At 70.2% G+C, this 24,931-nt stretch carries 22 protein-coding genes, 2 tRNA genes and 1 other RNA gene; 9 read left to right on the top strand and 16 right to left on the bottom strand.

The features are described 5' to 3' along the window. Positions 1 to 61: 61 nt before the first annotated feature. Genes ISP_RS06935 through hutH form a run of 3 tightly spaced genes read right to left on the bottom strand, consistent with a single transcriptional unit; the run spans position 62 to position 4,436 of the window. Complete coding sequence (locus ISP_RS06935) at positions 62 to 1,258, bottom strand: allantoate amidohydrolase (RefSeq protein WP_013223169.1); 1,197 nt, start codon at positions 1,256 to 1,258, stop codon at positions 62 to 64. Beyond that, positions 1,255 to 2,907, bottom strand: a complete 1,653-nt coding sequence (gene hutU / locus ISP_RS06930; protein ID WP_013223168.1) for a urocanate hydratase — start codon at positions 2,905 to 2,907, stop codon at positions 1,255 to 1,257. The genes ISP_RS06935 and hutU overlap by 4 nt, the downstream gene beginning before the upstream one ends. A gap of 2 nt (positions 2,908 to 2,909) precedes the next feature. Continuing rightward, positions 2,910 to 4,436, bottom strand: coding sequence for a histidine ammonia-lyase (gene hutH, locus ISP_RS06925; RefSeq protein ID WP_013223167.1), 1,527 nt, complete (start codon positions 4,434 to 4,436; stop codon positions 2,910 to 2,912). Positions 4,437 to 4,520: 84 nt separating this feature from the next. Between hutH and ISP_RS06920 the strand changes: the two genes are divergently transcribed. From ISP_RS06920 to ISP_RS06910, 3 genes are all read left to right on the top strand, one after another. Then, positions 4,521 to 5,303, top strand: a complete 783-nt coding sequence (locus ISP_RS06920; RefSeq protein WP_013223166.1) for an IclR family transcriptional regulator — start codon at positions 4,521 to 4,523, stop codon at positions 5,301 to 5,303. A gap of 121 nt (positions 5,304 to 5,424) precedes the next feature. Further along, a complete protein-coding gene (locus ISP_RS06915) occupies positions 5,425 to 6,642 on the top strand; it encodes an MFS transporter (RefSeq protein WP_014466648.1) in 1,218 nt (405 codons plus the stop codon). A 139-nt stretch (positions 6,643 to 6,781) separates the two neighbouring features. After that, positions 6,782 to 8,020 (top strand): GGDEF domain-containing protein, encoded by a 1,239-nt coding sequence (locus ISP_RS06910; protein ID WP_013223164.1) that lies wholly within the window; start codon positions 6,782 to 6,784, stop codon positions 8,018 to 8,020. A gap of 4 nt (positions 8,021 to 8,024) precedes the next feature. Here the strand turns inward: ISP_RS06910 and ISP_RS06905 are convergent, their stop codons facing one another. Beyond that, on the bottom strand, positions 8,025 to 8,180 hold the full coding sequence (locus ISP_RS06905; protein WP_014466647.1) for a hypothetical protein: 156 nt from the start codon (positions 8,178 to 8,180) through the stop codon (positions 8,025 to 8,027). Between the two features lie 672 nt (positions 8,181 to 8,852). Then, positions 8,853 to 9,220, bottom strand: a transfer-messenger RNA (tmRNA) gene (gene ssrA / locus ISP_RS06900). Between the two features lie 152 nt (positions 9,221 to 9,372). Between ssrA and ISP_RS06895 the strand changes: the two genes are divergently transcribed. The 3 genes from ISP_RS06895 to ISP_RS06885 are packed head-to-tail and all read left to right on the top strand — an operon-like array spanning position 9,373 to position 11,858. Then, complete coding sequence (locus ISP_RS06895) at positions 9,373 to 10,047, top strand: sensor domain-containing protein (RefSeq protein ID WP_013223163.1); 675 nt, start codon at positions 9,373 to 9,375, stop codon at positions 10,045 to 10,047. Next, on the top strand, positions 10,044 to 11,177 hold the full coding sequence (locus ISP_RS06890) for a sensor histidine kinase (protein WP_013223162.1): 1,134 nt from the start codon (positions 10,044 to 10,046) through the stop codon (positions 11,175 to 11,177). The genes ISP_RS06895 and ISP_RS06890 overlap by 4 nt, the downstream gene beginning before the upstream one ends. Before the next feature lie 39 nt (positions 11,178 to 11,216). After that, the gene (locus tag ISP_RS06885; protein WP_014466646.1) at positions 11,217 to 11,858 is read left to right on the top strand and encodes a response regulator transcription factor; all 642 of its coding nucleotides are present in this window, start codon (positions 11,217 to 11,219) and stop codon (positions 11,856 to 11,858) included. Here ISP_RS06885 and ISP_RS06880 read toward each other — a convergent pair. After that, the gene (locus tag ISP_RS06880; protein ID WP_230468719.1) at positions 11,843 to 12,274 is read right to left on the bottom strand and encodes a GlcG/HbpS family heme-binding protein; all 432 of its coding nucleotides are present in this window, start codon (positions 12,272 to 12,274) and stop codon (positions 11,843 to 11,845) included. The genes ISP_RS06885 and ISP_RS06880 overlap by 16 nt on opposite strands. A gap of 139 nt (positions 12,275 to 12,413) precedes the next feature. Here ISP_RS06880 and ISP_RS06875 point away from each other — a divergent pair, with 139 nt between their 5' ends. Continuing rightward, on the top strand, positions 12,414 to 12,638 hold the full coding sequence (locus ISP_RS06875) for a hypothetical protein (protein WP_013223159.1): 225 nt from the start codon (positions 12,414 to 12,416) through the stop codon (positions 12,636 to 12,638). Positions 12,639 to 12,732: 94 nt separating this feature from the next. Then, positions 12,733 to 14,043, top strand: a complete 1,311-nt coding sequence (locus tag ISP_RS06870; RefSeq protein WP_013223158.1) for an acyltransferase family protein — start codon at positions 12,733 to 12,735, stop codon at positions 14,041 to 14,043. Here ISP_RS06870 and ISP_RS06865 read toward each other — a convergent pair. From ISP_RS06865 to ISP_RS06830, 8 genes are all read right to left on the bottom strand, one after another. Continuing rightward, positions 14,033 to 14,929, bottom strand: a complete 897-nt coding sequence (locus tag ISP_RS06865) for an amidohydrolase family protein (RefSeq protein WP_013223157.1) — start codon at positions 14,927 to 14,929, stop codon at positions 14,033 to 14,035. The two genes, ISP_RS06870 and ISP_RS06865, sit on opposite strands and share 11 nt — an antisense overlap. Continuing rightward, the gene (smpB, locus tag ISP_RS06860) at positions 14,926 to 15,408 is read right to left on the bottom strand and encodes an SsrA-binding protein SmpB (RefSeq protein ID WP_013223156.1); all 483 of its coding nucleotides are present in this window, start codon (positions 15,406 to 15,408) and stop codon (positions 14,926 to 14,928) included. Before smpB ends, ISP_RS06865 begins: the two co-directional genes overlap by 4 nt. Before the next feature lie 46 nt (positions 15,409 to 15,454). Next, on the bottom strand, positions 15,455 to 16,348 hold the full coding sequence (ftsX, locus tag ISP_RS06855) for a permease-like cell division protein FtsX (RefSeq protein WP_013223155.1): 894 nt from the start codon (positions 16,346 to 16,348) through the stop codon (positions 15,455 to 15,457). 46 nt (positions 16,349 to 16,394) lie between these two features. Beyond that, on the bottom strand, positions 16,395 to 17,084 hold the full coding sequence (gene ftsE / locus ISP_RS06850) for a cell division ATP-binding protein FtsE (protein ID WP_003082104.1): 690 nt from the start codon (positions 17,082 to 17,084) through the stop codon (positions 16,395 to 16,397). A gap of 112 nt (positions 17,085 to 17,196) precedes the next feature. After that, entirely contained in the window at positions 17,197 to 18,294 is a 1,098-nt protein-coding gene (prfB, locus tag ISP_RS06845; protein ID WP_141748464.1) for a peptide chain release factor 2, read from the bottom strand. 63 nt (positions 18,295 to 18,357) lie between these two features. Beyond that, a complete protein-coding gene (locus ISP_RS06840) occupies positions 18,358 to 18,858 on the bottom strand; it encodes a PadR family transcriptional regulator (RefSeq protein WP_013223153.1) in 501 nt (166 codons plus the stop codon). A 414-nt stretch (positions 18,859 to 19,272) separates the two neighbouring features. Beyond that, positions 19,273 to 19,346, bottom strand: a tRNA-Met gene (locus ISP_RS06835). Positions 19,347 to 19,423: 77 nt separating this feature from the next. Beyond that, the gene (locus ISP_RS06830) at positions 19,424 to 20,008 is read right to left on the bottom strand and encodes a TetR/AcrR family transcriptional regulator C-terminal domain-containing protein (protein WP_013223152.1); all 585 of its coding nucleotides are present in this window, start codon (positions 20,006 to 20,008) and stop codon (positions 19,424 to 19,426) included. A 94-nt stretch (positions 20,009 to 20,102) separates the two neighbouring features. Here ISP_RS06830 and ISP_RS06825 point away from each other — a divergent pair, with 94 nt between their 5' ends. Then, entirely contained in the window at positions 20,103 to 21,521 is a 1,419-nt protein-coding gene (locus ISP_RS06825) for an FAD-dependent monooxygenase (protein WP_013223151.1), read from the top strand. Between the two features lie 133 nt (positions 21,522 to 21,654). Here the strand turns inward: ISP_RS06825 and ISP_RS06820 are convergent. Both ISP_RS06820 and ISP_RS06815 read right to left on the bottom strand, forming a co-directional pair. Continuing rightward, positions 21,655 to 21,728, bottom strand: a tRNA-Met gene (locus ISP_RS06820). 67 nt (positions 21,729 to 21,795) lie between these two features. After that, on the bottom strand, positions 21,796 to 24,822 hold the full coding sequence (locus ISP_RS06815; protein ID WP_265049899.1) for a UPF0182 family protein: 3,027 nt from the start codon (positions 24,820 to 24,822) through the stop codon (positions 21,796 to 21,798). Positions 24,823 to 24,931 lie beyond the last annotated feature (109 nt).

Below are 24,931 nucleotides of genomic sequence, written 5' to 3'. Positions count from 1 at the left end.
CAGAAAACTGTCGGTGCCGGGCGATAGGCTGGAAACGGGGGGCGCCCCCGCGGGCTGAGGGTCATCGCGCCAGCCGCTCCAGCACGGTGGCCAGCGCCGCGGCACCGGCTTCGACGTCGCCGGCCTCGGCGAACTCCTCCGGCGAGTGGCTGATCCCGGTCGGATTGCGCACGTAGAGCATCCCGGCCGGGACGAACCCGGCCAGGATCGCCGCGTCGTGCCCGGCGCCGGTCGGCAGCTCCGGCGGCCCGCCGAGCCAGCCGCCGAGGTCACGCCGGAGGGCGTCGTCGAAGACGACATCGCCGGAGTAGGACTCGCGCGTCACCTCGACCCGGCAGCCTTCCTCCTGCGCCGCCTCCGAGGCCGCTCGGCTGATCTCGGCGACCAGCCCCGGCGTGCCCTGGCCGGGCACCCGCGCGTCCAGCCACAGGTCCACAGTGGACGCGATGACGTTGGTCCCGCCGGGGGTCGGCACGAGCCGGCCGACGGTCGCCCGCGCGTCCGGCACCTGCGCGGCCAGCCGCCGCACGGCGGTGACCGTCGCCGCGGCCGGCAGCATCGGATCGGCGCGGTCGGCCAGCAGCGTCGCCCCGGCGTGGTTGCCCTGCCCCGCAAAGGAAAACCGCCACCGTCCGTGCGCGATCACCGTGCTGCCCACGGCCACCGGCGCACCGAGGTCGATCAGCCCGCGCCCCTGTTCGACGTGCAGTTCGAGGAACTGCCCGATCCGGTCCAGCCGCTCGGTGTCCCGGCCCATCCGCGCCGGGTCGACGCCCGCCTTCCCGGCCGCCTCGGCGAACGTCACGCCGTCGGCGTCCCGCAGGCCACGCGCCTTGTCGGCGTCGATGGTGCCGGTGAGCAGCCGCGACCCCAGGCAGGGAACGCCGAACCGGCCGCCCTCCTCCTCGGCGAACACCACGACGGCGAGCGGTCTCCGCGGCCGGAACCCGTTGGTTTGCAAGGCTTCGACCGCGGACAGCCCGCTCACGACCCCGAGCGGCCCGTCGAACGCGCCGCCACCCGGCACCGAGTCGAGGTGGCTGCCGGTGACCACGGCGTTGCGCCCCGGCGGCCCCCACCAGGCCCAGATGTTGCCGTTGCGATCGGTCTCGACGTCCAGCCCGAGCCCCAGCGCGCGCTCGACGAACCACTCGCGCAGGTCGTGCTCGGGCGCGTCGAAGGCGTGGCGGGAGTAGCCGCCGCGCTTCGGGTCGCGCCCGACGCCGGCGATCTCGGCCAGGAAACCAGAAGCGGTCACGCGTCCTCCCGCATCGGCACCCGCACACCGCGCTCGTCGGCGACGTCGGCCGCTTGGTCATAGCCGGCGTCGACGTGCCGGATGACGCCCATGCCCGGGTCGTTGGTGAGCACGCGCTCGAGCTTCTGCGCGGCCAGGAGCGTCCCGTCGGCCACGCTGACCTGGCCGGCGTGGATGGACCGGCCCATGCCGACGCCGCCGCCGTGGTGGATCGACACCCAGCTGGCCCCCGAGGACGTGTTGACCAGGGCGTTGAGCAGCGGCCAGTCGGCGATCGCGTCGGAGCCGTCGGCCATGCCTTCGGTCTCGCGGTACGGCGAGGCCACGCTGCCGGAGTCGAGGTGGTCGCGGCCGATGACGACCGGCGCCTTCAGCTCGCCGCTGGCGACCATCTCGTTGAACCGCAGCCCCGCCAGGTGGCGTTCGCCGTAGCCGAGCCAGCAGATCCGGGCGGGCAGGCCCTGGAACGCCACGCGCTCGCCGGCCAGCTTGATCCAGCGGGCGAGGGATTCGTTCTCCGGGAACAGCTCCAGCATCGCGCGGTCGGTGGCCGCGATGTCCTCGGGGTCGCCGGAGAGCGCCGCCCAGCGGAACGGGCCGTTGCCCTCGCAGAACAGCGGGCGGATGTAGGCGGGCACGAAGCCGGGGAAGTCGAACGCGCGCTCGCAGCCGCCGAGCTTGGCTTCGCCGCGCAGGGAGTTGCCGTAGTCGAAGACCTCGGCGCCGCGATCCAGGAAGCCCAGCATGGCGTCGACGTGGTCGGCCATCGACTCGCGCGAGCGGTCGGTGAACTCGTCGGGCTTCTTGGCCGCGTAATCGTGCCAGTCGTCGACGCTGACGCCCTTGGGCAGGTAGGAAAGCGGGTCGTGCGCCGACGTCTGGTCGGTGACGATGTCGACCTCGACGCCGCGGCGCAGCAGCTCCGGCAGCACCTCGGCGGCGTTGCCGACGACCCCGACCGACAGCGGCCGCTTCTCCTGCTTCGCCTTGGTCACGCGGGCGATCGCGTCGTCCAGGTCGTCGGCCACCTCGTCGAGGTAGCGCGTCTCGACGCGGCGGTGCGCGCGCTGCGGATCGCACTCGATGACCATCGCGACGCCGTCGTTCATGGTCACGGCGAGCGGCTGGGCGCCGCCCATGCCGCCGAGGCCGGCGGTCACGGTGAGCGTCCCGCGCAGGGACCCGCCGAACTTCTTCTTCGCGACGGCGGCAAAGGTCTCGTAGGTGCCTTGGAGGATGCCCTGCGTGCCGATGTAGATCCACGAACCAGCGGTCATCTGGCCGTACATCGTCAGGCCCTGCTGCTCGAGACGGCGGAACTCGGGCCAGGTCGCCCAGTCGCCGACCAGGTTCGAGTTCGCGATCAGCACGCGCGGCGCCCACTCGTGCGTGCGGAACACGCCGACCGGCTTGCCCGACTGCACCAGCAGCGTCTCGTCAACGTCCAAAGTGGTCAGTTCGCGGGTGATCGCGTCGAAGCTGGCCCAGTTGCGCGCGGCCTTGCCGGTGCCGCCGTAGACGACGAGGTCTTCGGGGCGCTCGGCGACGTCAGGGTCGAGGTTGTTGTGGAACATCCGCAGCGCGGCTTCGGTCTGCCACGACTTCGCGGTGAGCTGGGTGCCGCGGGCGGCACGGACGACGCGGGACATTCTCAGACCTCCAGACGGGCGGCGTCGAGGACGGCGCCGGAGCGGACGAGTTCTTCGGCGGCCGCGATTTCGGGCGCCAGGTGGCGGTCGGGGCCGGGGCCCGCGACCTTCGTGCGGAGCAGGTCGCGGACCGCGCCGGTGACCGGCGACGGCTCCAGCGGCGCGCGGAAGTCCAGCGCCCGCGCGGCCGTCAGCAGCTCGATGGCCAGGACGGTGGTCAGGCCGTCGACGGCCTTGCGCAGCTTCCGCGCGGCCGACCAGCCCATCGAGACGTGGTCCTCCTGCATGGCGCTGCTCGGGATGGAGTCGACCGACGCCGGGACGGCGAGCCGCTTGAGCTCGCTGACGATGGCGGCCTGGGTGTACTGGGCGATCATGTGGCCGGAGTCGACGCCCGGGTCGTGGGCGAGGAATGGCGGCAAGCCGTGCGAACGCGCCTTGTCGAGCATCCGGTCGGTGCGGCGCTCGGCGATGCTGGCGACGTCGGCGACCGGGATGGCCAGGAAGTCCAGGACGTAGGCGACGGGCGCGCCGTGGAAGTTGCCGTTGGACTCGACGCGGCCGTCCGCCAGGACGACCGGATTGTCCACAGCGGACATCAGCTCGCGGTCGCCGACGAGCTCGGCGTGCGCGAGGCTGTCACGCGCGGCGCCGTGCACCTGCGGGGCGCAGCGCAGCGAGTAGGCGTCCTGGACGCGGTTGCAGTCCGGGCCGCGGTGGCTCTCGACGATCTTCGAGCCCTGCAGCGCCTGCCACATCCGGGCCGCGGACTTCGCCTGCCCGGGGTGCGGGCGCAGGGCCTGGAGGTCGGCGGCGAACGCGCGGTCGGTGCCGAGCAGGGCCTCGACGCTCATCGCGGCGGTGAGGTCCGCGACGTCGAAGAGCCGGTGCAGATCGGCGGCGGCGAGCAGCAGCATGCCGAGCATGCCGTCGGTGCCGTTGGTGAGCGCGAGGCCCTCCTTCTCGGCGAGCACGACCGGCTCGATCCCGGCCTGCTTCAACGCCTCCGCGGCGGGCTTCAGCTGCCCGGCGTGGATCACTTCGCCCTCGCCCATCAGCGCGAGCGCGACGGCGGCCAAGGGGGCGAGATCACCCGAGCAACCCAGCGAGCCGTACTCGTGGACGATGGGGGTGATATCCGCGTTGAGCAGGGCCGCAAGCGTTTGCGCGGTGCCGGCACGGACCCCGGTGTAGCCGCTGGCGAGGGTGCGCAGCCGCAGCAGCATCAGCGCGCGGACGACCTCGGGTTCGACGGCGGGCCCGGCGCCGGCGGCGTGCGAGCGGATCAGGCTGCGCTGCAGCGCGGTGCGGCTCTCGACCGGGATGTGCCGGGTGGCGAGCGCGCCGAAGCCGGTCGAGACGCCGTAGGTCGGCGTGACGGCGTGGGCCAGGTTCTCGATGTGCAGACGGGTCGCGGCGAGGTTCTTCTCGGCGGCGTCCGTGAGCCCGACGGGCGCGTACCCGCGGACGACGTCGACGACCTGGGCGGCGGTCAGGGGCTCCGGGCCCAGGAGCACTTTTTCCGGCATGGGCCCATTGCACCCCTTCGGAACCGCTGGTGGGATGCCTCAACGGGTGGTTCTGTCTGGCATCCCAGACGCTAGGCTCGGGTCATGGGCGACAGCAGCGAGGTCCCGGCGCTGCGCCGCGGGCTGGCGGTGCTGAGCCTGCTGGCGACGCGGCCCGGCCCGATCACCGCGGCGGCCATCGCCCGAGAAGCCGGACTCCCCCGCTCCACGACGTACCACCTGCTCAACGAGCTCGAAGCGGCCGGTTTCGTCGTGCACCTGCCCGCCGAGCGCCGCTACGGCCTGGGCATCGCGGCCTTCGAGCTGGGCTCGGCCTACCTGCGCCACGATCCGCTGGAGCGCCTGGCCGGGCCGTTGCTGCGCAAGCTCGTCGACCGCGTCGGGCACACCGCCCACCTCGGCGTGCTGCACGGCAACGAGTCGCTGTACCTGATCAAGGAACGCCCGGCCCGGCCGGAGACGCTGGTGACGGAGGTCGGCGTCCGGCTGCCGGCGCAGCTGACCGCGTCCGGCCGGGCGATCCTGCGGCACCTGCCGGCCGCGCACGTCCGCGCGTTGTTCCCGGCGGCACCGGCGTTCGTGCTCCGCACCGGCCGCGGCCCGCGCACGCTGGCCGAGCTGCGTCGCACCCTGACCGCGGAACGCCGGCTCGGCTGGTCGGTCGAGGACGGCCACGTCACCGACGGCTTCGCGTCGGTGGCCTGCCCGGTCTTCGACCACGGCGCCCGCCCGCTGGCCGCGATCAGCGTCACCCTTCGCCACCACTGCGCGGCGGAGCCGTGCACGGAGACCTGGCCCGACCTGGCCGGCGAAGTGGCGGCAACGGCGGCCGAGCTGACCACCCGCATCGGCGGACACCCGGCCTGACCGCCGTCGCGGGCCGTCCGGGGGCTGCGGCTGCTGCGAACGGGGCAACTGTCACCGAACGGCTCGATTCCACTCCGGTGGGTGATTACCGTAGCTGGGGCTGCGGTTTCGAGGGGCACCGATGGATGACGCACGCGTGAAGAAGGCCGGTTTCGGTGCGGTGCTCGCCGTCGCCGAATTCCGGGCCATGTGGACCGCCGAGCTGCTGTCCGTCTGCGGCGACCAGCTCGCCAGGGTCGCGCTCGCGGTGCTCGTCTTCCAGCGCACGTCCTCGGCCGCGCTGACCGCGCTCACCTACGCCCTGACCTACGTTCCTTCGCTGCTCGGCGGCATCCTGCTGGCCGGCGCGGGCGACCGGTGGCCGCGGCGCGACGTGATGGTCGCGGCCGACCTGGCGCGGACCGCGCTGGTCGCGGTCATCGCCGTCCCCGGCGTCCCGCTGTGGGTGCTGTGTGTGCTGGTCGCGGTGATGACGCTGCTCGGCGGGCCGTTCAAGGCGGCGCAGCAGGCGTTGCTGCCCTCGGTCCTGGAAGGCGAGCGGTACCTCGTCGGGATGGCCCTGCGGAACGTGACGATGCAGGGCGCGCAGCTGGCCGGGTTCGCCGGGGGCGGCGCGCTGATCGCCGCGTTCACCCCGTCCGCGGCGCTGGCGTTGGACGCGGCGACGTTCCTGCTTTCGGCGTTGTTCCTGGTCACCGGCGTCCGGCGGCGGGCGGCGATCGCGCAGGCAGTCCGGCCGGCCTGGCTTTCCACGACCGGCGCGGGCATCCGGCTGATCTGGCGCGACCCGGCGTTGCGGACGTTGGTGGCGCTCAACTGGCTGGCCGGGTTCTACGTCGTGCCGGAGGCGCTGGCCGCGCCGTACGCAGCCGGGATCGGCGCGGGCGCGACACTGGTGGGGCTGCTGATGGCGGCGGATCCGGCGGGCAGCGTGCTCGGCGGCGTCGTGTTCGGCAAGTGGATCCCGGAGCACGTGCAGGTCCGCGTGCTGGGCTGGCTGGGGATCGCGGCCGGGCTGCCGCTGGTGGTGTTCGCCTGCCGGCCCGGCCTGGTGGTGTCGGTGGTGCTGCTGGCGGCGTCCGGGCTGGTGGCGACGGGCTACAACATCCAGGGCACGGTCTCGTTCATGCGGCGGGTGCCCGACGCGCACCGCGCGCAGTGCGCGGGGGTGAATTCAGCGGGCCTGATCACCGTGCAGGGGCTGGGCGCGGCCGCGGCGGGCGCGCTGGCCGAAGTGCTGGGCCCGGCGCACACCATCGCCGCGGCCGGGGCGGCGGGTGCCGCGGTGGCCGTGCCGATCGCGAGGGCGTGGCGCCGGGTCGGGGTGGTGGACCGATGACCTCAGTTGTCGCGTCCGCACATGGTGCGCCTCCCTCCGCGGCCCCAGGCCGGACCGGCTCCGTCACCGGCCGGACACCATGAGTATGCGGACCGGGAGCGGGATTGCGCGCACTGGGCCACGGATTCGTGACGTCCTCGTGGCACCGCGGCGCTGGGTGCTGTGGCGCCAGGGTCCGCGGGTGATCGGCTACTGCCTGATCAGCGAAGTGGTGGCGGTGGTGCTGACGCTGCGTCCGTCCCCGATCGCGGTGGACCGCCGGACGCTGTCGATCCTGGTGGTGCTGCTGGTCCTCGGGGTGGCGCAGTCGGAGACGGGCCGGCGCGTGGAGCGGATCCGCCGTCGCGTGTCGGGGACGCCGCACATCAACATGACGTCGGTCTGGACGTTCGCCGGGGTCCTGCTGCTGCCCCCGCTGCTGCTGGCGGTCCTGGTCGGCGGCCTGTACGCGCACCTGGCGATCCGCAGCTGGTACCGCCTGCAGCGGGTGCCGGCGTCCCGGACGGTCAGCAACGCGGCGATCATCGTGCTGTCGTGTTACGCCGCCCAGTCGGTGCTGCGGCTGGCCGGCTTCTCCGACATCCGCTCGGCGATGGCGCACAGCTGGGCGGGGACGTTCGCGATCGCGGCTGCCGGCGTGACGTTCTTCGCGGTGAACGCGGTCCTGGTTCTCCCGGCCCGCCGCGAGGTCGGCCGGACGCCGGAGGCGCTGTTCGGCACGTGGTCGGACAACGGCCTCGAGGTGGCCACGCTGTGCCTGGGTGCCTTGAACGCGGTGGTGCTGGCGACGTTGCCGGGCCTGGTGGTGCTGGTGTTCCCGCCGTTGCTGCTGTTGCACCGGACGGTGCTGGTGAAGCAGTTGGAGGTGGCGGCCCACCGTGACGAGAAGACGGGCTTGTACAACACGAGCGGCTGGCACGCGCTGGCGGAGCGGACCCTGGCGGCCACCGCTCGCGCGCGGGGCACGTTCGGGTTGCTGATGCTGGACTTGGACCACTTCAAGCAGGTGAACGACACGTACGGGCACCTGGCGGGTGACGCGGTCCTGAAGGCGGTGGCCCAGTCGATCATCTCGGCGGTCCGCGGCCGCGGCGACGCGGTGGGCCGCTTCGGTGGCGAGGAGTTCGTGGTCCTGCTGCCGGGGATCACGCAGCCGGACATCGGCGCGGTGGCCGAGCGGATCCGCCGGGCGATCAGCGCGTTGCGGGTCCCGGCGGGCCAGTTGTCGATCACGGGCTTGTCGGTGTCGATCGGCATCGCGGTCTACCCGACAGCAGGCGCTTCGCTACAGCGCCTGCTGGACGCCGCGGACACGGCGCTCTACCACGCGAAGGCGACGGGCCGGAACAAGGTGGTCCACGTGGCGGACCTGGTGTGAGGGGTCAGGCGGTCCGCTGCCGCCGCCCGGCGTCGAGCCCGAGCATGGCCAGCAGTTCGGCGCAGTCGTGGACGTCGGACGAGTGCCCGGCCACGGTGAGCACGGCGCGATCGTTCTGTTCGCCGAGGCGCACCGCCTCTTCAGCCCGGATAACGCCCATCCGGCTGTCTTCATCATTGGCAAGCGAGCTGCCACTACGCCGGGCCCAGGTCATCTGGCCACCTACTTCCGACTCCACGGGTGCGGAGTCATTGGTCGGACCCCAAGCATGACATTGACACGAATTTCACTCACAAGTGGCCCCCACCACAAGCAGCAACCACCCCGCCCAGAACCGAACACCCCCAGGTGAGCGCCCCCGCAACAACCACCACCCACACGAACGACAAGCCACCACCCCGAGCTCACCCGGCCGGCACCACCCGCCCCCACCCCACGGCCTGACTCACCGCCAAAGAAGAAACCCCCCGCAGGGCGCACCGCCCACAGAGGAACCACCGAGCCTGGCCTCACCTCCAGCGGAGGGGAAGTACCCCGCCCCAGCTCACCACCTACGAAGGCCCGCCCCGCCGGACTCACCCCCAGCGGAGGAACCACCGAGCCCCCACGGAGGCCCGCCCCGCCGGGCTCACCTCTCACGGAGGAACCACCCAGCCTGACTCACGGTTCCAGAGGGCCCACCCGGTCTGGCCAGCCACCCAACGCAACCACCCGGGGGGTCCAGGGGGGCGGAGCCCGCCCTGGCGGGGGTTTGGGGGTCCGCCCCCCAAAGAACACGGCAAAACGAAGGGAAGGCCCAGCCCCGAAGGGGCGTGGGCCTTCCAGCGACGTGTCGTGGAGGTGCCGGGAATTGAACCCGGGTCCTCTGGCGTATCAACAGGACTTCTCCGTGCGCAGTCCGCTACGTCTCTGCTTGGCTCCCTCAATCACGCGAACAAGCTGAGGTGACGAGCCCAGCCACTGTTTGCTTCACGGCAGTTCCCCGTGGCCGGGACTACCGCTGAGCCTCCTAGCTGATGCCGGTACCCGGGCCGGAGGCGAACCCGGGCCGACAGAGTCGCACTCGCTCAGGCGGCGAGGGCGAACTCGCGCTGACTGGAGTCGGCGCTTATTTGGTTGCGATGACGCTTACGGTGGTCTCTCGCCTGCACCGGCACGCTTCTCCTGAATCAACGTCCAAAGTCGAAACCGTTCACCCCCTTGTCGGGACACAACCTGTTCATCATAACGCCCGGCGCCAGCGCTTTAGTCCGGGTGGGGTGGGGCCAGCCCTACCGCCGGGATGCCCGCTCGCACCATGTCGCCCACCTCGCGAAACCGCGAAGCTGGTACCCGATGAAGGGAGCACGGTCATGGTGAGCGAGAGGCGGGATCCGCCGTTCGGTGGTTCGGTGGTGTTCTTGCTGATGAACCTGCCGCTGGGGGTGGTGGCGTTCGGGTTCCTCACCGTTTTCGTCTCGGCCGGGGCGGGGACCGCGGTGGTGTGGGTCGGGGTGGGCCTGCTCGCCGCTGTCGTGCTCGCCGTGCGGGGGGCCGCGCGGCTGGAGCGGGCGCGGATCTACGCGCTGCTGGATCGCTATATCGATCTTCCCTACCTGCCGCTGCCGGCCGGGAAGCAGGCCGTGCGGTGGAAGGGGCGGCTGAAGGATCCGTCGACCTGGCGGGATCTCGCCTACTTCGCCCTGCTCTTCCCGGTGGGCCTGGTCGAGTTCGTGCTCGTGACGACCTTCTGGGCGACGAGCCTGGCGCTCGTGGGCCTGCCGGTCTACTTCCGGTGGCTGCCGGGCGGCGAGTACCGCTTCCCCGCTTGGGAGGTGCCCTGGCTGACCGTGGACTCGACCGTGGAGGCGCTACCGTGGGCAGCGCTCGGGGTGTTGTTCGTCGCGTTGTCGGTGGCGCTGACCAGGGCGCTGGCGGGCACGCACGCCCGGCTGGCGTCCGCGCTGCTGGGGCCGACGGTGGCGCAGCGCCACCGGATGGAGCGCTGGTGGGAAAACGCGGAAGAGAAGAACCTGGTGGCGGGATGACCGAGGCGCAACAGCTGGAACACCCGCGGCCGCACCCGGCTCGCACGATCCTCTACATGATCGTCAGTTTCGTCTTCCGGTTCGTGCAGTTCGTGCTGATCGTGGTCGGCATCTCGGTGGGGGTGTCCACGGCGGTGATCTGGGTGGGGTTCCCGATCCTGCTGGCGACGACGAGCTTCGTGCGCTGGTCCGGAGACCGCGAGCGGGGCTGGCTGGGGACGATGCTGCGGGTGCCGCTGCCGCCGGTGCAGCGGCGGCCGTACGAAGCGGGGCAGCCGCTGCTGCGGCGGTGGATGGTCCGGCTGAGTGATCCGACGACGTGGCGGGACCTGGCCTACCTGATGGCGGCGTTCCCGCTGGCGTGTGCGGAGGTCGTGATCGCGCTGGCCTCGGTCGTGCTGCTGCCGATGGCGATCTGGGTGACGCCGTGGCTGGGCTGGCTGCACGGCGAGCTGGCGCTGGCGCTGCTGGGGCCGGACCGCACGAAGCGGCTGGAGCAGAAGGCCGAGCGGCTGCAGGCGTCGCGGGCGCGCGGGGTGGACGCGGCCGAAGCGGAACGCCGTCGCATCGAACGTGACCTGCACGACGGCGCGCAGCAGCGGCTGGTGGCCGTCGCGATGAGCTTGGGGCGCGCGAAGTCGAAGTTCGACCAGGACCCGCAGGCGGTGCGGGAGCTGATCGACGAGGCGCACTCGGACGCGAAGCTCGCCGTCTCGGAGCTGCGGGACCTGGCGCGCGGCATCTACCCGGCCGTCCTCGGTGACCGGGGGCTGGACGCGGCGTTGTCGGCACAGGCGGCGAAGTCGCCGATCCCGGTGGACGTCTCGGTGGACGTCGACCCGCGTCCGCCGGCCGCGGTGGAGACGACGGCGTACTTCATCGTCGGCGAGACGCTGACGAACATCGCGAAGCACTCCGGAGCGACCGAAGCGGTCGTGAAGGTGTGGCGGACCGACGACCACGTCGTCGTCGAGATCACCGACGACGGCCACGGCGGCGCGGAGGTGCGTCCCGGCGGCGGGCTGGCCGGCCTGGCCGACCGCGCCGCGACGATCGACGGCGTGATCACCGTGGTCAGCCCGGTGGGCGGGCCGACCGTGATCCGGGCTGACCTCCCCTGCCAGTGGTGAATAGGCTGGACCCCGTTCATCCACGAGCTTGGGGGCCGGATGCGGGTAGTGATCGCCGAGGACGCCGTGCTGCTGCGGGCCGGGGTGACCCGCCTGCTCGCCGACGAGGGCATCGAGACGGTCGCGGCCGTCGACAACGGCGACGACCTGCTCGGCGCGCTCAAGGAACACCGCCCTGACCTGGCGATCGTCGACGTCCGCATGCCGCCGACGTTCACCGACGAGGGGTTGCGCGCGGCACTGGCGGCGCGCAAGGAGATCCCGGGGCTGCCGGTGCTGGTGCTGTCGCAGTACGTCGAGGAGTCGTACGCGGTGGAGCTGCTCTCGGGCGGCGCGGGCGGCGTCGGTTACCTGCTGAAGGAGCGCGTGGCGGACGTCGCGGACTTCCTGGACGCGGTCCGCCGCGTCGCGGGCGGCGGCACGGCGATAGACCCGGACGTGATCGCCCAGCTGATGGCCCGCGGCCGGCGCAACCCGCTGGACGCGCTGACCGCCCGCGAGTCCGAGGTTCTGGGCTTGATGGCCCAGGGCCTGTCGAACACGGCGATCGCGAACTCCCTGGTGGTTTCGCACGGCGCGGTGGAGAAGCACATCGGCAACATCTTCTCGAAGCTCGGGCTCGAAGCCAGCGCGGAGGAACACCGCCGTGTCCGCGCGGTGCTGACCTACCTGGGCCGCTGAGCCCGCCACCGTTCGACGGCGACCCGCACCGCCTCCTCGTCCTCGCGGGCGTGCGCGCCGGAGGCCCCGGCGGCGCCGAGGATCACCTCGCCGTCCGTGACGAGAACTCCGCCCGCGTACGGGACGTAGTCCCCGTGGAAGAGGTGCTGGATGCCGTCGACGATCGGACCGGGCAGCTCCAGGCCGCCCGAAGCGTTCAGCGTGAGCAGCGCGGAGCGGGCCTTGGCCACGGCGATCCGGCTGGTCATCGGCATCCCGCCGTCGGCGCGGCGCAGCGTGATGACTTCGCCGGTGACGTCGAGCACGGCCACGGCCAGCGGCGGGAACCCGCGTTCCGCCCCGGCCGTCAGTGCGGCGTCCACCAGCCGGTCGGCGTCCGCCAACGTGAGACCCGGGAGGCGAGGCGATCCGTTCACGGCACCGAGCTTAGCGCCGCCGAGCGACGGACAGTGACCAAAAGTCCCGTAGGGTGGTCACGGGTCACCCGTTCCGCGGGCGGCACCCGGGTGAGCGCTCACCTACCATGAGCGGACCCGTCGTCGAGAGGAGCCGCAGATGTCCGACGAGACCCCCTGCGTCCGCTTCTTCGGCGGCCCGCTCGACGGCCGCGTCCAGGAGCTCGGGGACGCCGAGCCGATTCCCGGCACCGTCATCCGGCACATCCACCTGCACGGCGGGCCGAAGATCGAGACCCGCTACGAGCTCGGCCTCACCGACCGCGGCTGGGAGTACCGCCTCGCCGCCGCGCAGCACGAACCCGAGCCGGACGGCCTGAGGTAGGGGAAACCCCCGTACCGGCCGGGGGTGAACAGGACCCCGAACAGGCCGGGCAGCACCGCTGTCTTCCCCGGCCGAACCGGCCAGGCTGAGCAGCATGCACACGAGCCGCGACAGGTTCCTCGACGTCGTCCGGGCGGGGGCCATCCTCGCCGTCATCGCCCAGCACTGGATCATGCCGGTGCTCTCCTACTCCGACGGGCACCTCGCCACCGGCAACGCCCTGGCGACGCCGGGGTGGTGGGTCGTGACCTGGTTGTCGCAAGTGATGCCCTTGGTCTTCTTCGCCGGCGGTGCGGCCAACCTGATCTCCTTCCGCCGCGCCGCGTCCACGCAGCAGTGGCTCGCCGCGCGCATCAAGCGCCTGATGGTGCCGGTGCTGCCGCTGATGGTGGTCTGGCTGATCGTGCCGGACTTCCTGCGCGGCCTGGGTGTCCCGCCGCAGCCGTTGCAGGTCGGCAGCGCGATCGCCGCGCAGCTGCTGTGGTTCCTCGCGGTGTACGTGCTCGTCGTGCTGCTCACGCCGCTCATGGTGGCCGCGCACCGGCGCTGGGGCCTGAAGGTGCCGCTCGTCATGGGTGCGGCGGGCCTGCTCGTCGACGTCGCGCGCTTCAACGACCTGGGCTACCTCGGTTACGCCAACGCGATCTTCGTCTGGGTCGCCGTGCACCAGCTGGGCTTCCACTACGTCGAAGGCCGCCTCGGCTCGCTGACCCGCCGCGGCGCGCTGACGCTGTCGGCGGCCGGATTCGGCATCACGGCGTTGCTGGTGGCGTTCGGACCGTACCCCGCGAGCATGATCGGCATGCCGGGCGCGCCGGTGTCGAACATGAGCCCGCCGACCGTGCTGCTCGCCTTCCTCGCCGTCGGCCAGATCGGCTTGCTGCTCGCCTTCCGCCCGCAGCTCAACGCGCTCGCGGCGCGCCCCGGCATCGGCGACGCCCTCGGCTGGCTCGGCGCGCGGTTCATGAGCGTCTACCTCTGGCACATGCCGGCGCTGATCGTGGTGGCGGGCGTGACGGTGTACGGCCTCGGCTACCGGACGCCCGCCCCCGGAACGGTGTTCTGGCTGGTCATGGCGCCGGCGTGGTTCGCGACGTGCGGGATGGTGCTGTTCGGGCTGCTCCGGCTGTTCGCCCACTTCGAAATGCAGCGCGACACCGCGGTCGCGACGGCGCGGGTGCCGCAGCTGGTCGCGGCCGGGCTGCTGGTCTCGGGTGGCCTGCTCGGCCTGGCCGCGCACGGGTTCGCCCCGCTGTCGGACGGCATCGCGCGCGGCCCGGTGCCGTGGGTGGTCCTGGCGACGGCCGGGTTCCTCCTGGCCGGCAAGCAGATCCCGGTGGTCGACCTGCTCGGCCGCGCGGTCACCGTCAGCGAACGCGCGACCCTGCCCGGCCTCAAGCGCTGAGCAGCCGCAGCGGGGTGTCGTGCAGGACGGCCCGCAGGAACGGCTCCCCCAGGCGATCGTCGGCCGCCCAGCCGGCGATCGCCTGCAGCTGCGTCGCGTAGGAGTACGGGATGTTCGGGAAGTCCGTGCCGAGCACCACGCGGCCGGCGAACTCCGCCAGCCGCGCCGTCCAGTCCGGCGGCAGCGGCGACATCGCTTCGGCGAACGGCACGCCCACCATCGTCGTGTCCAGGTGCACCCGCGGGTACTTCGCCATCAGCTCGAAGGCGGTGCCGAATTCGGGCATCGCCGCGTGCGCGAGCACCGCCGTCAGCTGCGGATGCCGGGCGAGGACCTCTTCGAACACCGACAACCCGGTGAAGTCGCCCCGCAACGGTCCGTGTCCACAGTGGACGACGACCGGGACACCGGCGTCGGCCAGCGCACCCCACACGGGCTTCAGCAGGTCGTCACGCGGGTCGTACGCGCCCACCTGCACGTGCGCCTTGAACACCCGGGCGCCGGCGCGCAGCGCACCGTCCACAGCGGACCCGGCGCCGGGCTCGGGGTAGAACGTGCCGGTCGGCACCGCGTCCGGGACCCGGGCGGCGAACTCGAGCGCCCAGTCCGTCAGCCACTGCGCCATCCCCGGCTTGTGCGGGTAGACCAGCGGCGCGAACCGCGTCACGCCCAACGCGCGCAGGGTGGCCAGCCGTTCCTCTTCGGACGTCCGGTAGTGCACCGGCCATTCGGTGCCGTAGTGGGTCGAGGCCCGGTCGAAGTACGCCCAGACCTTGTCCATCACCGGCTTCGGCAGGAAGTGGACGTGCAGGTCGACCAGGCCCGGCAGGCCCAGCGACGCCGTCCAGCGAGCAACCTCACCGTCGTCCGCCGGGCCGGGCGTCACTCCGTGAACCGGCCCTTCAACGCGCGGCCCATGGCCTTCCTGATGTCCCGGTCCGCGTCGCGCTTCGCCAGCGTCTGCCGCTTGTCGTAGGCCTTCTTGCCCTGCGCCAGGGCGATTTCGACCTTGACCTTGCCGTCCTTGAAGTACATCGACAGCGGCACCAGCGAGAGCCCGCTCTCCTTGGTCTTGCCGATGAGCTTCTCGATCTCCCGCCGGTGCAGCAGCAGCTTCCGGGTGCGCCGCGGCATGTGGTTGGTCCACGTGCCCTGCGTGTACTCCGGGATGTGCACGTTGCGCAGCCACACTTCACCGTCGTCGACGGTCGCGAACGCGTCCGCCAGTGACGCCTTGCCCTCGCGCAGGCTCTTGACCTCGGTGCCGACGAGCACGAGACCGCACTCGTAGGTGTCGAGGATGGAGTAATCGTGCCGCGCCTTGCGGTTCGACACGATCACCTTCTGGCCACGTTCCTTGGGCATACGACCACTCTACGTGATATCGGGGGCTGCCAGCAGCCGGTTAAACCTAGTGCCGGACGTACAGGCGCAGCGTGACGTAACCGGTGATGGCGGAGATCACCACGGACACCCCGAGCAGGATCGGCGCGACCGGGAACAGCAGCTCCAGCATGGTGATCTTCGGGAAGACGTCACCGGTGAACACCGAGTCGAGGAAGCTCGCCTTGGTCAGCACCAGCATGATGATCCCGAGGATCGCACCGACCGCGCCGGCGACCACCGCCTCCAGGAGGAACGGCAGCTGCGTGTACCACCGCGTCGCGCCGACCAGCCGCATGATGCCGACCTCGGTGCGCCGGGTGAACGCGGACACCTGGATCGTGTTGGCGATCAGCAGCAGCGCGGCGATGGCCATGATGAGCGCGGCACCGAAGGCCATGTTGCGGACGCCGTTGAAGGCGTTGAAGACGCGGTCGAGGAACTTCTTCTGGTCGTCGACCTTCCGCACGCCCGGCTTGTTCGCGTACTCCTGCACGATCGCGTCGCTGCGGTCCGGGTCCTTCAGCTTCACGTGCAGCGACGCGGGCAGCGACTCGGGACCGGTGAGCGCGACCAGCTCCGGCTGGCTCTCGAAGATCTTCTTGAACCGGTCGAAGGCCTGGTCGCGGTTCTCGAACACGACCGACTCGACACCGTTGTTGCTCTGCAGCGAGGTCCGCAGCGACTGGCACAGGGCCTGCGTGCAGTTCTTGTCGGTCGCGCTGATGTCGTCGGTGAGGTAGACGGAAACCTCGACGTCGGCGAGGAAGTTGGACTTCATCTTGTCGATCGTCCGCACGGCGAGGAGGCCGCCGCCGAGCATGGCGAGCGACACGGCCGTGGTCAGCATCATCGCGATGGTCATCGTGACGTTCCGGCGCAGGCCGGTGACTACCTCACTGAAGACGAAACTGGCGCGCATGGCGGGTGCAGGTCCTTGGGGTCGGGGTCGTTGAAGGGCGGGGCGGTCAGCGACCGATGCCGTAGACGCCGCGGGCGTCGTCGCGGATCACCCGGCCGAGCTGCAGCTCGACGACGCGGCGTCGCATGGAGTCCACGATGGAGTGATCGTGGGTGGCCATCAGGACGGTGGTGCCGGTGCGGTTGATCCGCTCCAGCAGCAGCATGATGTCCTGGCTGGTGTCGGGGTCCAGGTTGCCCGTCGGTTCGTCGGCGAGCAGCACCAGCGGGCGGTTCACGAAGGCGCGCGCGATCGCGACGCGCTGCTGCTCACCGCCGGAGAGCTCGTTGGGGAGCCGGTCCGCCTTGCCGTCGAGGCCGACGAGCTCCAGCACCTCGGGGACGACCTTCTTGATGGTCGGGCCCGGCTTGCCGATGACTTCGAGGGCGAACGCTACGTTCTCCGCGACGGTCTTGTTCGCGAGCAGGCGGAAGTCCTGGAAGACGCAGCCGATGGTCTGCCGCAGGCGCGGGACCCTGCGGCGGGCCAGCTTGGCGACGTCGAAGTTGGACACCATCACGCGGCCCTTGCTGGGCGTCTCTTCACGCAGCAGCAGCCGGAGGAAGGTCGACTTCCCCGATCCCGAGGGACCGATGAGGAAGACGAACTCACCCTTTTCGATGTCGACGGACACCCGCTCGAGCGCGGGCCGCGTCGAGGTCTTGTAGACCTTGGAAACCTCTTCGAGCCGGATCACGATTCGGCATACTACCCACCGGTGTCGTGAAGCCCCGGTTGCCCGGTGCACCCGAGTGGAGCAAGGGGCGTTTCCGCACGGTGAGCGGTCGCGCGAACACCCCCTGCGCCGCTCAGGCGCTCCGCATGCGCCAGCGGATGCCGGCGTCGAGGAAGCCGTCGATGTCGCCGTCGAGCACCGCGGTGGGGTTGCCGACCTCGTAGTCGGTCCGCAGGTCCTTCACCATCTGGTACGGGTGCAGCACGTAGGAGCGCATCTGGTTGCCCCAGCTCGAGCCGCCGTCGCGGAGCGCATCCATCTCGGCACGCTCCTCTTCCTTCTTGCGCAGCATCAGCCGGGCCTGCAGGACCTTCATCGCGGCCGCCTTGTTCTGCAGCTGCGACTTCTCGTTCTGGCAGGAGACGACGATGCCGGTCGGCAGGTGCGTGATGCGCACCGCGGAGTCGGTCGTGTTGACGCTCTGCCCGCCGGGGCCCGACGAGCGGTACACGTCGACCCGGATGTCCTTCTCCGCGACGTCGACGTGGTCGACCTCTTCGACCTCGGGCAGCACCTCGACGTGCGCGAACGACGTCTGGCGGCGGCTCTGGTTGTCGAACGGCGAGATCCGGACGAGCCGGTGGGTGCCCTGCTCGACCGAGAGGGTGCCGTAGACGTAGGGGGCGCTCACCTTGAACGTCGCCGACTTGATGCCCGCCTCTTCGGCGTAGGAGATGTCGTAGACGTCGGTCGGGTAGCCGTGGCGCTCCGCCCAGCGCAGGTACATGCGGAGCAGCATCTCGGCGAAGTCCGCCGCGTCGACGCCGCCGGCCTCGGAGCGGATGGTGACGACGGCGTTGCGGTCGTCGTACTCGCCCGAGAGGAGGGTGCGGACCTCGAGGCCGTCGATGGCCTTGCCGAGGTCGGTGAGCTCGGCCTCGGCCTCGGCCATGCTGCCGGAGTCGCCCTCGGCCTCGGCGAGTTCGTACAGCACGCCCAGGTCGTCGAGCCGCTGGCGCAGGTCGGAGACCCGGCGCAGCTCGCCCTGCCGGTGGGACAGCTGGCTGGTGACCTTCTGGGCCGCCTCCGGGTCGTCCCAGAGGTTCGGGCTCGAGGCCTGCTGTTCCAGGTCGGCCACCTGGGCACGCAGCGCATCCAGGTCCATCACCGACTCGATCTGGGTCAGCTTGCCGGTCAGGTCCCTCATTGCCGCGTCGAACTCATCACTCACGTTTGTCAAGGTTACGGCAAAACCCACGACCGGTTGCGAGGACCGGTCGTGGGCGCGCGAACCTCAGGCCGCGGGGATGGCGTCGAGCAGCTTCAGCGCGGCCTTGGCCTGCGCTTGGGCGAACTCGGCGACGGCCTTCTCGTACGGCCCCTCGGCCGCCTTGGTGGCCGCCCTGGCGTCGTCGAGCTGCTGGCTGTAGCTCGTCCGGGCCGACTCGAGCAGCGACTGGCGCTGCTTCGCCGTCAGCGACCCGGCGTGCACGAGCCGCAGGATGAGCGGACTGCGCAGGTGGTCGGGGCCGGCTTCGGACGTCAGCCAGGCCTTGAAGGCCTTCTTGCCGGCGGCGGTGATCAGGTACTGCTGGCTGGAGCGCGGGCCCTGCTTGCCGAGCCGGACGAGACCTTCTTTGGACAGCGCCGGGAGCTCCCGGTACACCTGGCTGCGGGTGACGCTGAAGAAGGCGCCGAATCGCTCACCCGCTCCCGCGACGAGCTGCCCGCCGGTGGCGGGACCGTCGTGGAGCAGACCGAGCAGGGCGGCGGCTGTTGCATTCAATTCGGACACGCCCCCTAGATTCCCACTTATCGGCCGCTGTGTCCACAGTGGTCAGGGTATCTGTCCATTGTGGCTAGTGAGATCCCCTCGTTCGGCCCAATGCGACCGGGTCCACTGTGGACCTGGATACGCTCTGCAACCGCTCCCAGCGCATTTTGGTCCAACCAGACGCACCCAGGCCGTCCCGGCACCTCCAGGCAGGTGAGTTCGACGGGCGGCAATCCCCGGCTTGGCGCACCCCGAACACACACCGCAACCACCGAACACCGGTGTCCACATCGCGAGATCCGTAGCAAAAGCGACCTACCACGGGGGATCCAAGGGGACGAAGCCCCTTTGGCGGGGGTTTGGGGGTTCGACCCCCAATACAATGCGAAAGAGGCGTGGCGAACGTTTTCCGTTCGCACACGCCTCTTGCCTCTGTAGCGGGGACAGGATTTGAACCTGCGACCTCTGGGTTATGAGCCCAGCGAGCTACCGAGCTGCTCCACCCCGCGCCGTTTTGGTACTTCAATAGATTACACGGGGTCGCCAAGGGCTTTACACCGGGGTCCCGAAAGTCCCTGACCTGCCGTTATGTGGTCTCGAGCCACTGCCGGGCTCCACTGAGGACCATGGCCAGCCCGTCCTCGAACCGCGCGTCGGCGTCCCCCAGCACCGCCTCGCCCGCCGACTCCCGGTAGCGCTCGTCGAACTCTCCGGGCATGGGCCGCACGGCCTGCTCCTCGATCACGTAGCCGATGACGAAGCAGTAGACGGTGAAGGTCGCCCGGCTCGCCCGCTGCTCATCGACCCCGGCTTCGATGCTCCGGCGCAGCGGGTGCTCACCGACCAAGCTCGTGTCGCCGAGGTAAGTGCCGGCGAAAACCTTTCCGCCGTCGCGATAGGCGAGCATCATCCGGCGCAGCGCACGGGCACTGTGCGCGGCACCCTCCCACTCCTCCGCCGACGCCGGCGGCCGCCGATCGGCCGCGGACTCGCGGTACATCTGCGTCGCCATCTCGTCGAGCAGTTCCTGCTTGTTCTTCATGTGCCAGTAGAGCGCGGGCGCCTTGACGCCGAGGTCGGCGGCGATCAGCCGGAGCGTGAGCCCGTTGAGCCCCACTTCATTGAGCAGCTTCAGGCCGGACCGAGCAATGTTCTCCCTGGTCAGAGCCATCTTCTGCGGACTCCTCACGATCGCGGCTTGACAATTTAACGATGTTAAGGCCATGGTGGGGACAGGTCAATTTAACGTTGTTAAGGAGCTGGGGATGCAGGAGCTGACGGCGGAGGTGGTCGTGGTCGGCGCGGGCCCGACGGGCCTGATGCTGGCGAACGAACTCGCACTGGCCGGAGTGGACGTTCAGGTGCTCGAGCGGATGCACGAGCGAACGGGGTTGTCGAAGGCGCTGAACCTCCAGCCGCGCACGGCGGAAGTCCTGGATCTGCGGAGGTTGCTGCCTCGCGCGCAGGACCGGTCGTTCGCGACTGTCGCGGACGGACACTTCGCGGTGATCCCGGTGCCCTACACGGGCTGGGACACCCGCCACCCCTATCAGCTGGGCATTCCCCAGGCCGAGGTCGAAGCGGCGTTGGAGGAGCGCCTGGCGGAGCAGGGCGTGCGGGTGCGGCGAGGGCACGAGCTCACGAACTTCTCCCAAGACGCCGACGGCGTCACGGTCATCGCGGGCGACCTGCGCATCCGGGCGGCGTACCTGGTGGGCTGCGACGGCGGCCGCAGCAGTGTGCGCAAGGCGCTGAACCTGTCGTTCGAAGGGATCGAGGGCCAGGGCCACGGGGTGGCAGCGGACGTGCTGTTCAAGTCGACACCACCGGGCGCACCGACGCAGTGGCGGTCGATGTCGAACATGGTGACCTCCGGCAGCCCGGGCAAGTTCATCGGAGTGATCCCCCTGGCCGAACCGAACTTGTACCGCATCAGCTTCGGAGACCGCTTGAACCGCCCGCCCAACCTCCGAGCAGAGGTGACAGCCGAGGAAGTCCGCCAAGCAGTCACCGAGCGCTTCGGCCCCGAAGCGCAGATAGCAGAGATCCGCTGGGCATCCCGTTTCTCGGACGACAGCCGCCTGGCCGAAAAATACAAGGTAGGCCGAGTCCTCCTGGCGGGCGACGCAGCCCACACTCACTTCCCAGCAGGAGGCCAGGGCCTGAACCTGGGGATCCAGGACGCAATGAACCTGGGCTGGAAACTGGCAGCAGAGCTGAACAACCGAGCCTCAGCAGCACTCCTGGACAGTTACGAAGAAGAGCGTCGCACAGTGGCCAGCCAGGTACTGAACAACATAGCGGCCCAGAACGCCCTGGTCCCCACAACCCCAAACCAACTCGCCCTGCGAGCCCTCTTCAGAGACCTGGCAACCCTCCCCGAAGTCCAACACCACCTATCCGGAATGGTCTCAGGCCTCGACATCCGCTACAAGACAGAGGAAACCCACCCGGCAGCAGGAACCCGCCTACCCGACTTCCCCACAGCCCAAGGCTACGCAAGCACCTTATTCCACAAAGGAAACTGGGTCCTGCTAACAAAAACCCCAACCCCCAGTCCCCACACAGAGGTACTCGTAGCACAGGTCCCCCACCTGCCCTGGCCAGACCTGCAGAGAATCTTGGTCCGCCCAGACGGCTACATAGCAAACACAACGGGCTCTACAAAAGGCTGGCTCACCTGACAACCAAACCAGACACCGGGGGGTCCAGGGGCGGCGAAGCCCCCCTGGCGGGGGTCTGGGGGTTCGACCCCCAGGGAAAATGCGAAGGAGGGGCGGCTCGCCGATCTTGGCGAGCACACCCCTCCAACCTCTGTAGCGGGGACAGGATTTGAACCTGCGACCTCTGGGTTATGAGCCCAGCGAGCTACCGAGCTGCTCCACCCCGCGTCGTGACACCTACCTTACGCCCTCGTTTCGCGGGGGTGCAAAGCAGGTGCCCTCCGGGTAACCGACGTCACCCTCCCGGCTGGGTGCTGGGTGGCGGTGTGCTGGTGCCGGGCGCCGCGGTCTTGGCTGCTTCGTACGCCTTGGCCGCCGCGTCGAGGGCGGCCAGTGCGGCGCCTTGGTCGGTGAAGTTGCCGGATTGCTGGGCGGCCTTGAGTTTGGCGATGGCCGATTGGATGTCGGCGACGGCCCGGTCGAGGGCCGCGTTGCCGCCGCCGGTGTTGGGGGGTGTCGTGGTCGGGGTGGTGGTGGGTGTCGTCGGCGAGGTCGGCTGCCCGGCTTGGGGCGGGGTGGTGGTGGCTTCGCCGGTGCCGGCGCCGAAGACCTGGTCGAGGGCTTCCTGGAGGGTGGCGCCGTAGCCGACCTTGGGTCCGTAGGAGACGAGGACGCGGGCCAGCTGCGGGTAGCTGTTCTGGTTGCGCTGCCGGATGTAGACGGGTTCGACGTAGAGGAAGCCGTCGGCGACCGGGAGCGTGATCAGGTTGCCGTAGATGGGGGTGACGTTGGGGTTGTTGAAGAGGGTGCGGTCTTGGGCGACGCGGGAGTCGCTCTGGAACCGGTTCTGGACTTGGACCGGGCCGTCGACCTGGGTGGCTCCGGTGGCCGCGCTGGGTAGCTGGAGGACGCGGATCTTGCCGTAGTCGGCGGGGTCGGAGGAGACCGACATCCACGACGCGAGGTACTGGCGCTGGAGACCGGTGAGCGAGCTGGTCAGCTGGAACGTCGGCTTGGTCTGGCCCGGGGTGTCGGCGAGGACGTAGTAGCCGGGCTGGTTGGCCGCGCCGGCCGCCGCGGGGTTCGAGCCGCCTTCGGCGGTCGGGTCCTGCGGGACGCTCCAGAAGGCCTGCTGCGAGTAGAACTCCTGCGGGTTGCTGACGTGGTAGCGCGACAGCAGTTCACGCTGGATCTTGAAGAGGTCTTCGGGGTAGCGGAAGTGGGCGCGCAGGTCCGGGGAGATCTCGGAGCTGGGCTTCACGAGCCCGGGGAAGACCTTCTCCCAGGCGTTGAGGACCGGTTCCTTGTCGTCGATCGAGTAGAGCTTCACGCTGCCGTTGAAGGCGTCGACGGTGGCCTTGACGGAGTTGCGGATGTAGTTGATGGAGCTGTTGGCCTGACGGGCGACGCCGTTGAGGGAGTCGTTCGTGGCCGCGCCGAGCTGGGTCTGCTGGGCGTACGGGAAGTTGTTGAGCGTGGTGTAGCCGTCGATGATCCACTGGATCTTGCCGTCGACGACCGCGGGGTACGGGTCGCCGTCGAGGGTCAGCCACGGCGCGATCTTGCTGACGCGGTCGCGCGGGTCGCGGTTGTACATGATCTTGGAGTTATCGCCGATGGCGTCGGAGAACAGGATGTTCCGTTCGCCGTACTCGGCGGCGAAGGCGAGGCGGTTGAACCAGTTGTCGATCGGGACGCCGCCGGAGCCCTTGTAGGTGTAGCGGTCGGTCGCGGTGTCGTACTCGCCGGGCGCGTTGCCGGAGGTGCCGCCGACGATGGCGTAGTCGGATTCCGCGGCGGACAGCTCGCCGTAGTAGATGCGGGGTTCCTTGACCTCGATGCCGGTCTGGCCCGGGGCGGCCGAGCCGGCTCCCGACGGGTTCTGCGTGTCGCTGGTCGTGGCGATCGGGTAGCCGCCGTCGGAGTTGGCGTCCTTGACCGCGCGGTCGATCGTGTTGGCCGGCGCGACGACGAAGCCGTTGCCGTGGGTGTAGACGAGGTGCTTGTTGATCCAGCTGGTCTGGTTGCCGGTGAGGCCCTCGGTCTTGATTTCCTTCGCGGCGACGATGTAGTCCTGCGCGACCCCGCCGACGGTGTAGCGGTCGATGTCCAGCTTGGCCGGGAAGCCGTAGAAGTTCTCGCGGCCGACGCGCTGGGTGAAGGTGTCGGAGAGGATGTTCGGGTCGAGCAGCCGGATGTTCGACATCGTCCCGTTGTCGCTCTTGATCTGCTCCGGGGTGGCGTCCGACTTGCCCGCGTAGGGCTGGTACTGGACGTCGGTGAGGCCGTAGGCGCGGCGGGTGGCGTCCATGTTGCGCTGGATGGACGTCGCTTCCCGCTCGTTGGCGTTCGGCTTCACCGAGAACTGGTCCAGGATGGCGGGCCAGGCGACGCCGACGAGGATGCTGGACAGGATGAGCAGCACGAGCGCGATGGCCGGGAGCTGGAGGTTGCGCAGGAAGGCGCCGGCGAAGAACGCGATCGCGCAGATCACCGAGATGCACAGCAGGATCAGCTTGGCGGGCAGGACCGCGTTCAGGTCGGTGTAGGTGGCCCCGATGAACAGCGGGTACGCCCGGTCGGACAGCAGCAGGTTGTACCGGTCGAAGAAGTACTCGACCGCCTTCAGCAGCACGAAGAGCCCGACGGTGATGGCGAGCTGCGCGCGGGTCGGGCCGGCGAGCTGGCCGCCCTTGCCCGCCAGGCGGATCCCGCCGAAGACGTAGTGGGAGATCAGGGCGCCGAAGAAGGAGATGACGACCGTGATGAACAGCCAGCCGAGCAGCCAGTTGATGAACGGGAGGTCGAAGGCGTAGAAGCCGACGTCCTTGCCGAACTCGGGATCGGTCTGGCCGAACGAGGTGCCGTTGAGGACCAGCTGCACGACCTGCCAGTCGCTCTGGGCGGACAGGCCGGCGATCAGGCCGGTGAGCACCGGGATGCCGACGCCGAAGAGGCGGATGCGGGCGACGATCGCCGACCGGTAGCGCGCCAGCGGGTCGTCGGCGCCGGAGATCGGCACGAACACCGGGCGGGTCCGGTAGGCGATCATCAGGCTGACCGCCAGCGCTCCGCCGACGAGCAGGCCGACGGCGAAGAACAGGATGATCCGGGTCACCACCTGGGTGGTGAACACCTCTCGCGCGCCGACTTCGCCGAACCACAGCCAGTCGACGTACGTGTCGAGGAGACGGGCCCCGAGCAACAGCGCCAGCACGATCACCGCGGCGATGATGAGGAGGATCCGGCTCCGCCGGGACAGCTTCGGCAGGCTCACCGGGGGCCGAGTCGCCACGGCACACGCTCCTGTCTTCGTCAACATTCGAGCAGGGGCGCGTGCGCCCCCTGATTCCCTAACTCTACGGATGCCCGGTGAAGTTCCCGGGACCCGCCCAAACCGGACTCGCGGCGTCGGCGCGCGGGCCGACCTG

Origin of the sequence: Amycolatopsis mediterranei (assembly GCF_026017845.1) — a bacterium.
In the GTDB taxonomy this organism is placed as follows: Bacteria; Actinomycetota; Actinomycetes; order Mycobacteriales; family Pseudonocardiaceae; genus Amycolatopsis; species Amycolatopsis mediterranei.
The sequence above is the reverse complement of the archived record's forward strand: the minus strand, read 5'-3'. Positions and strand labels throughout refer to the sequence as shown.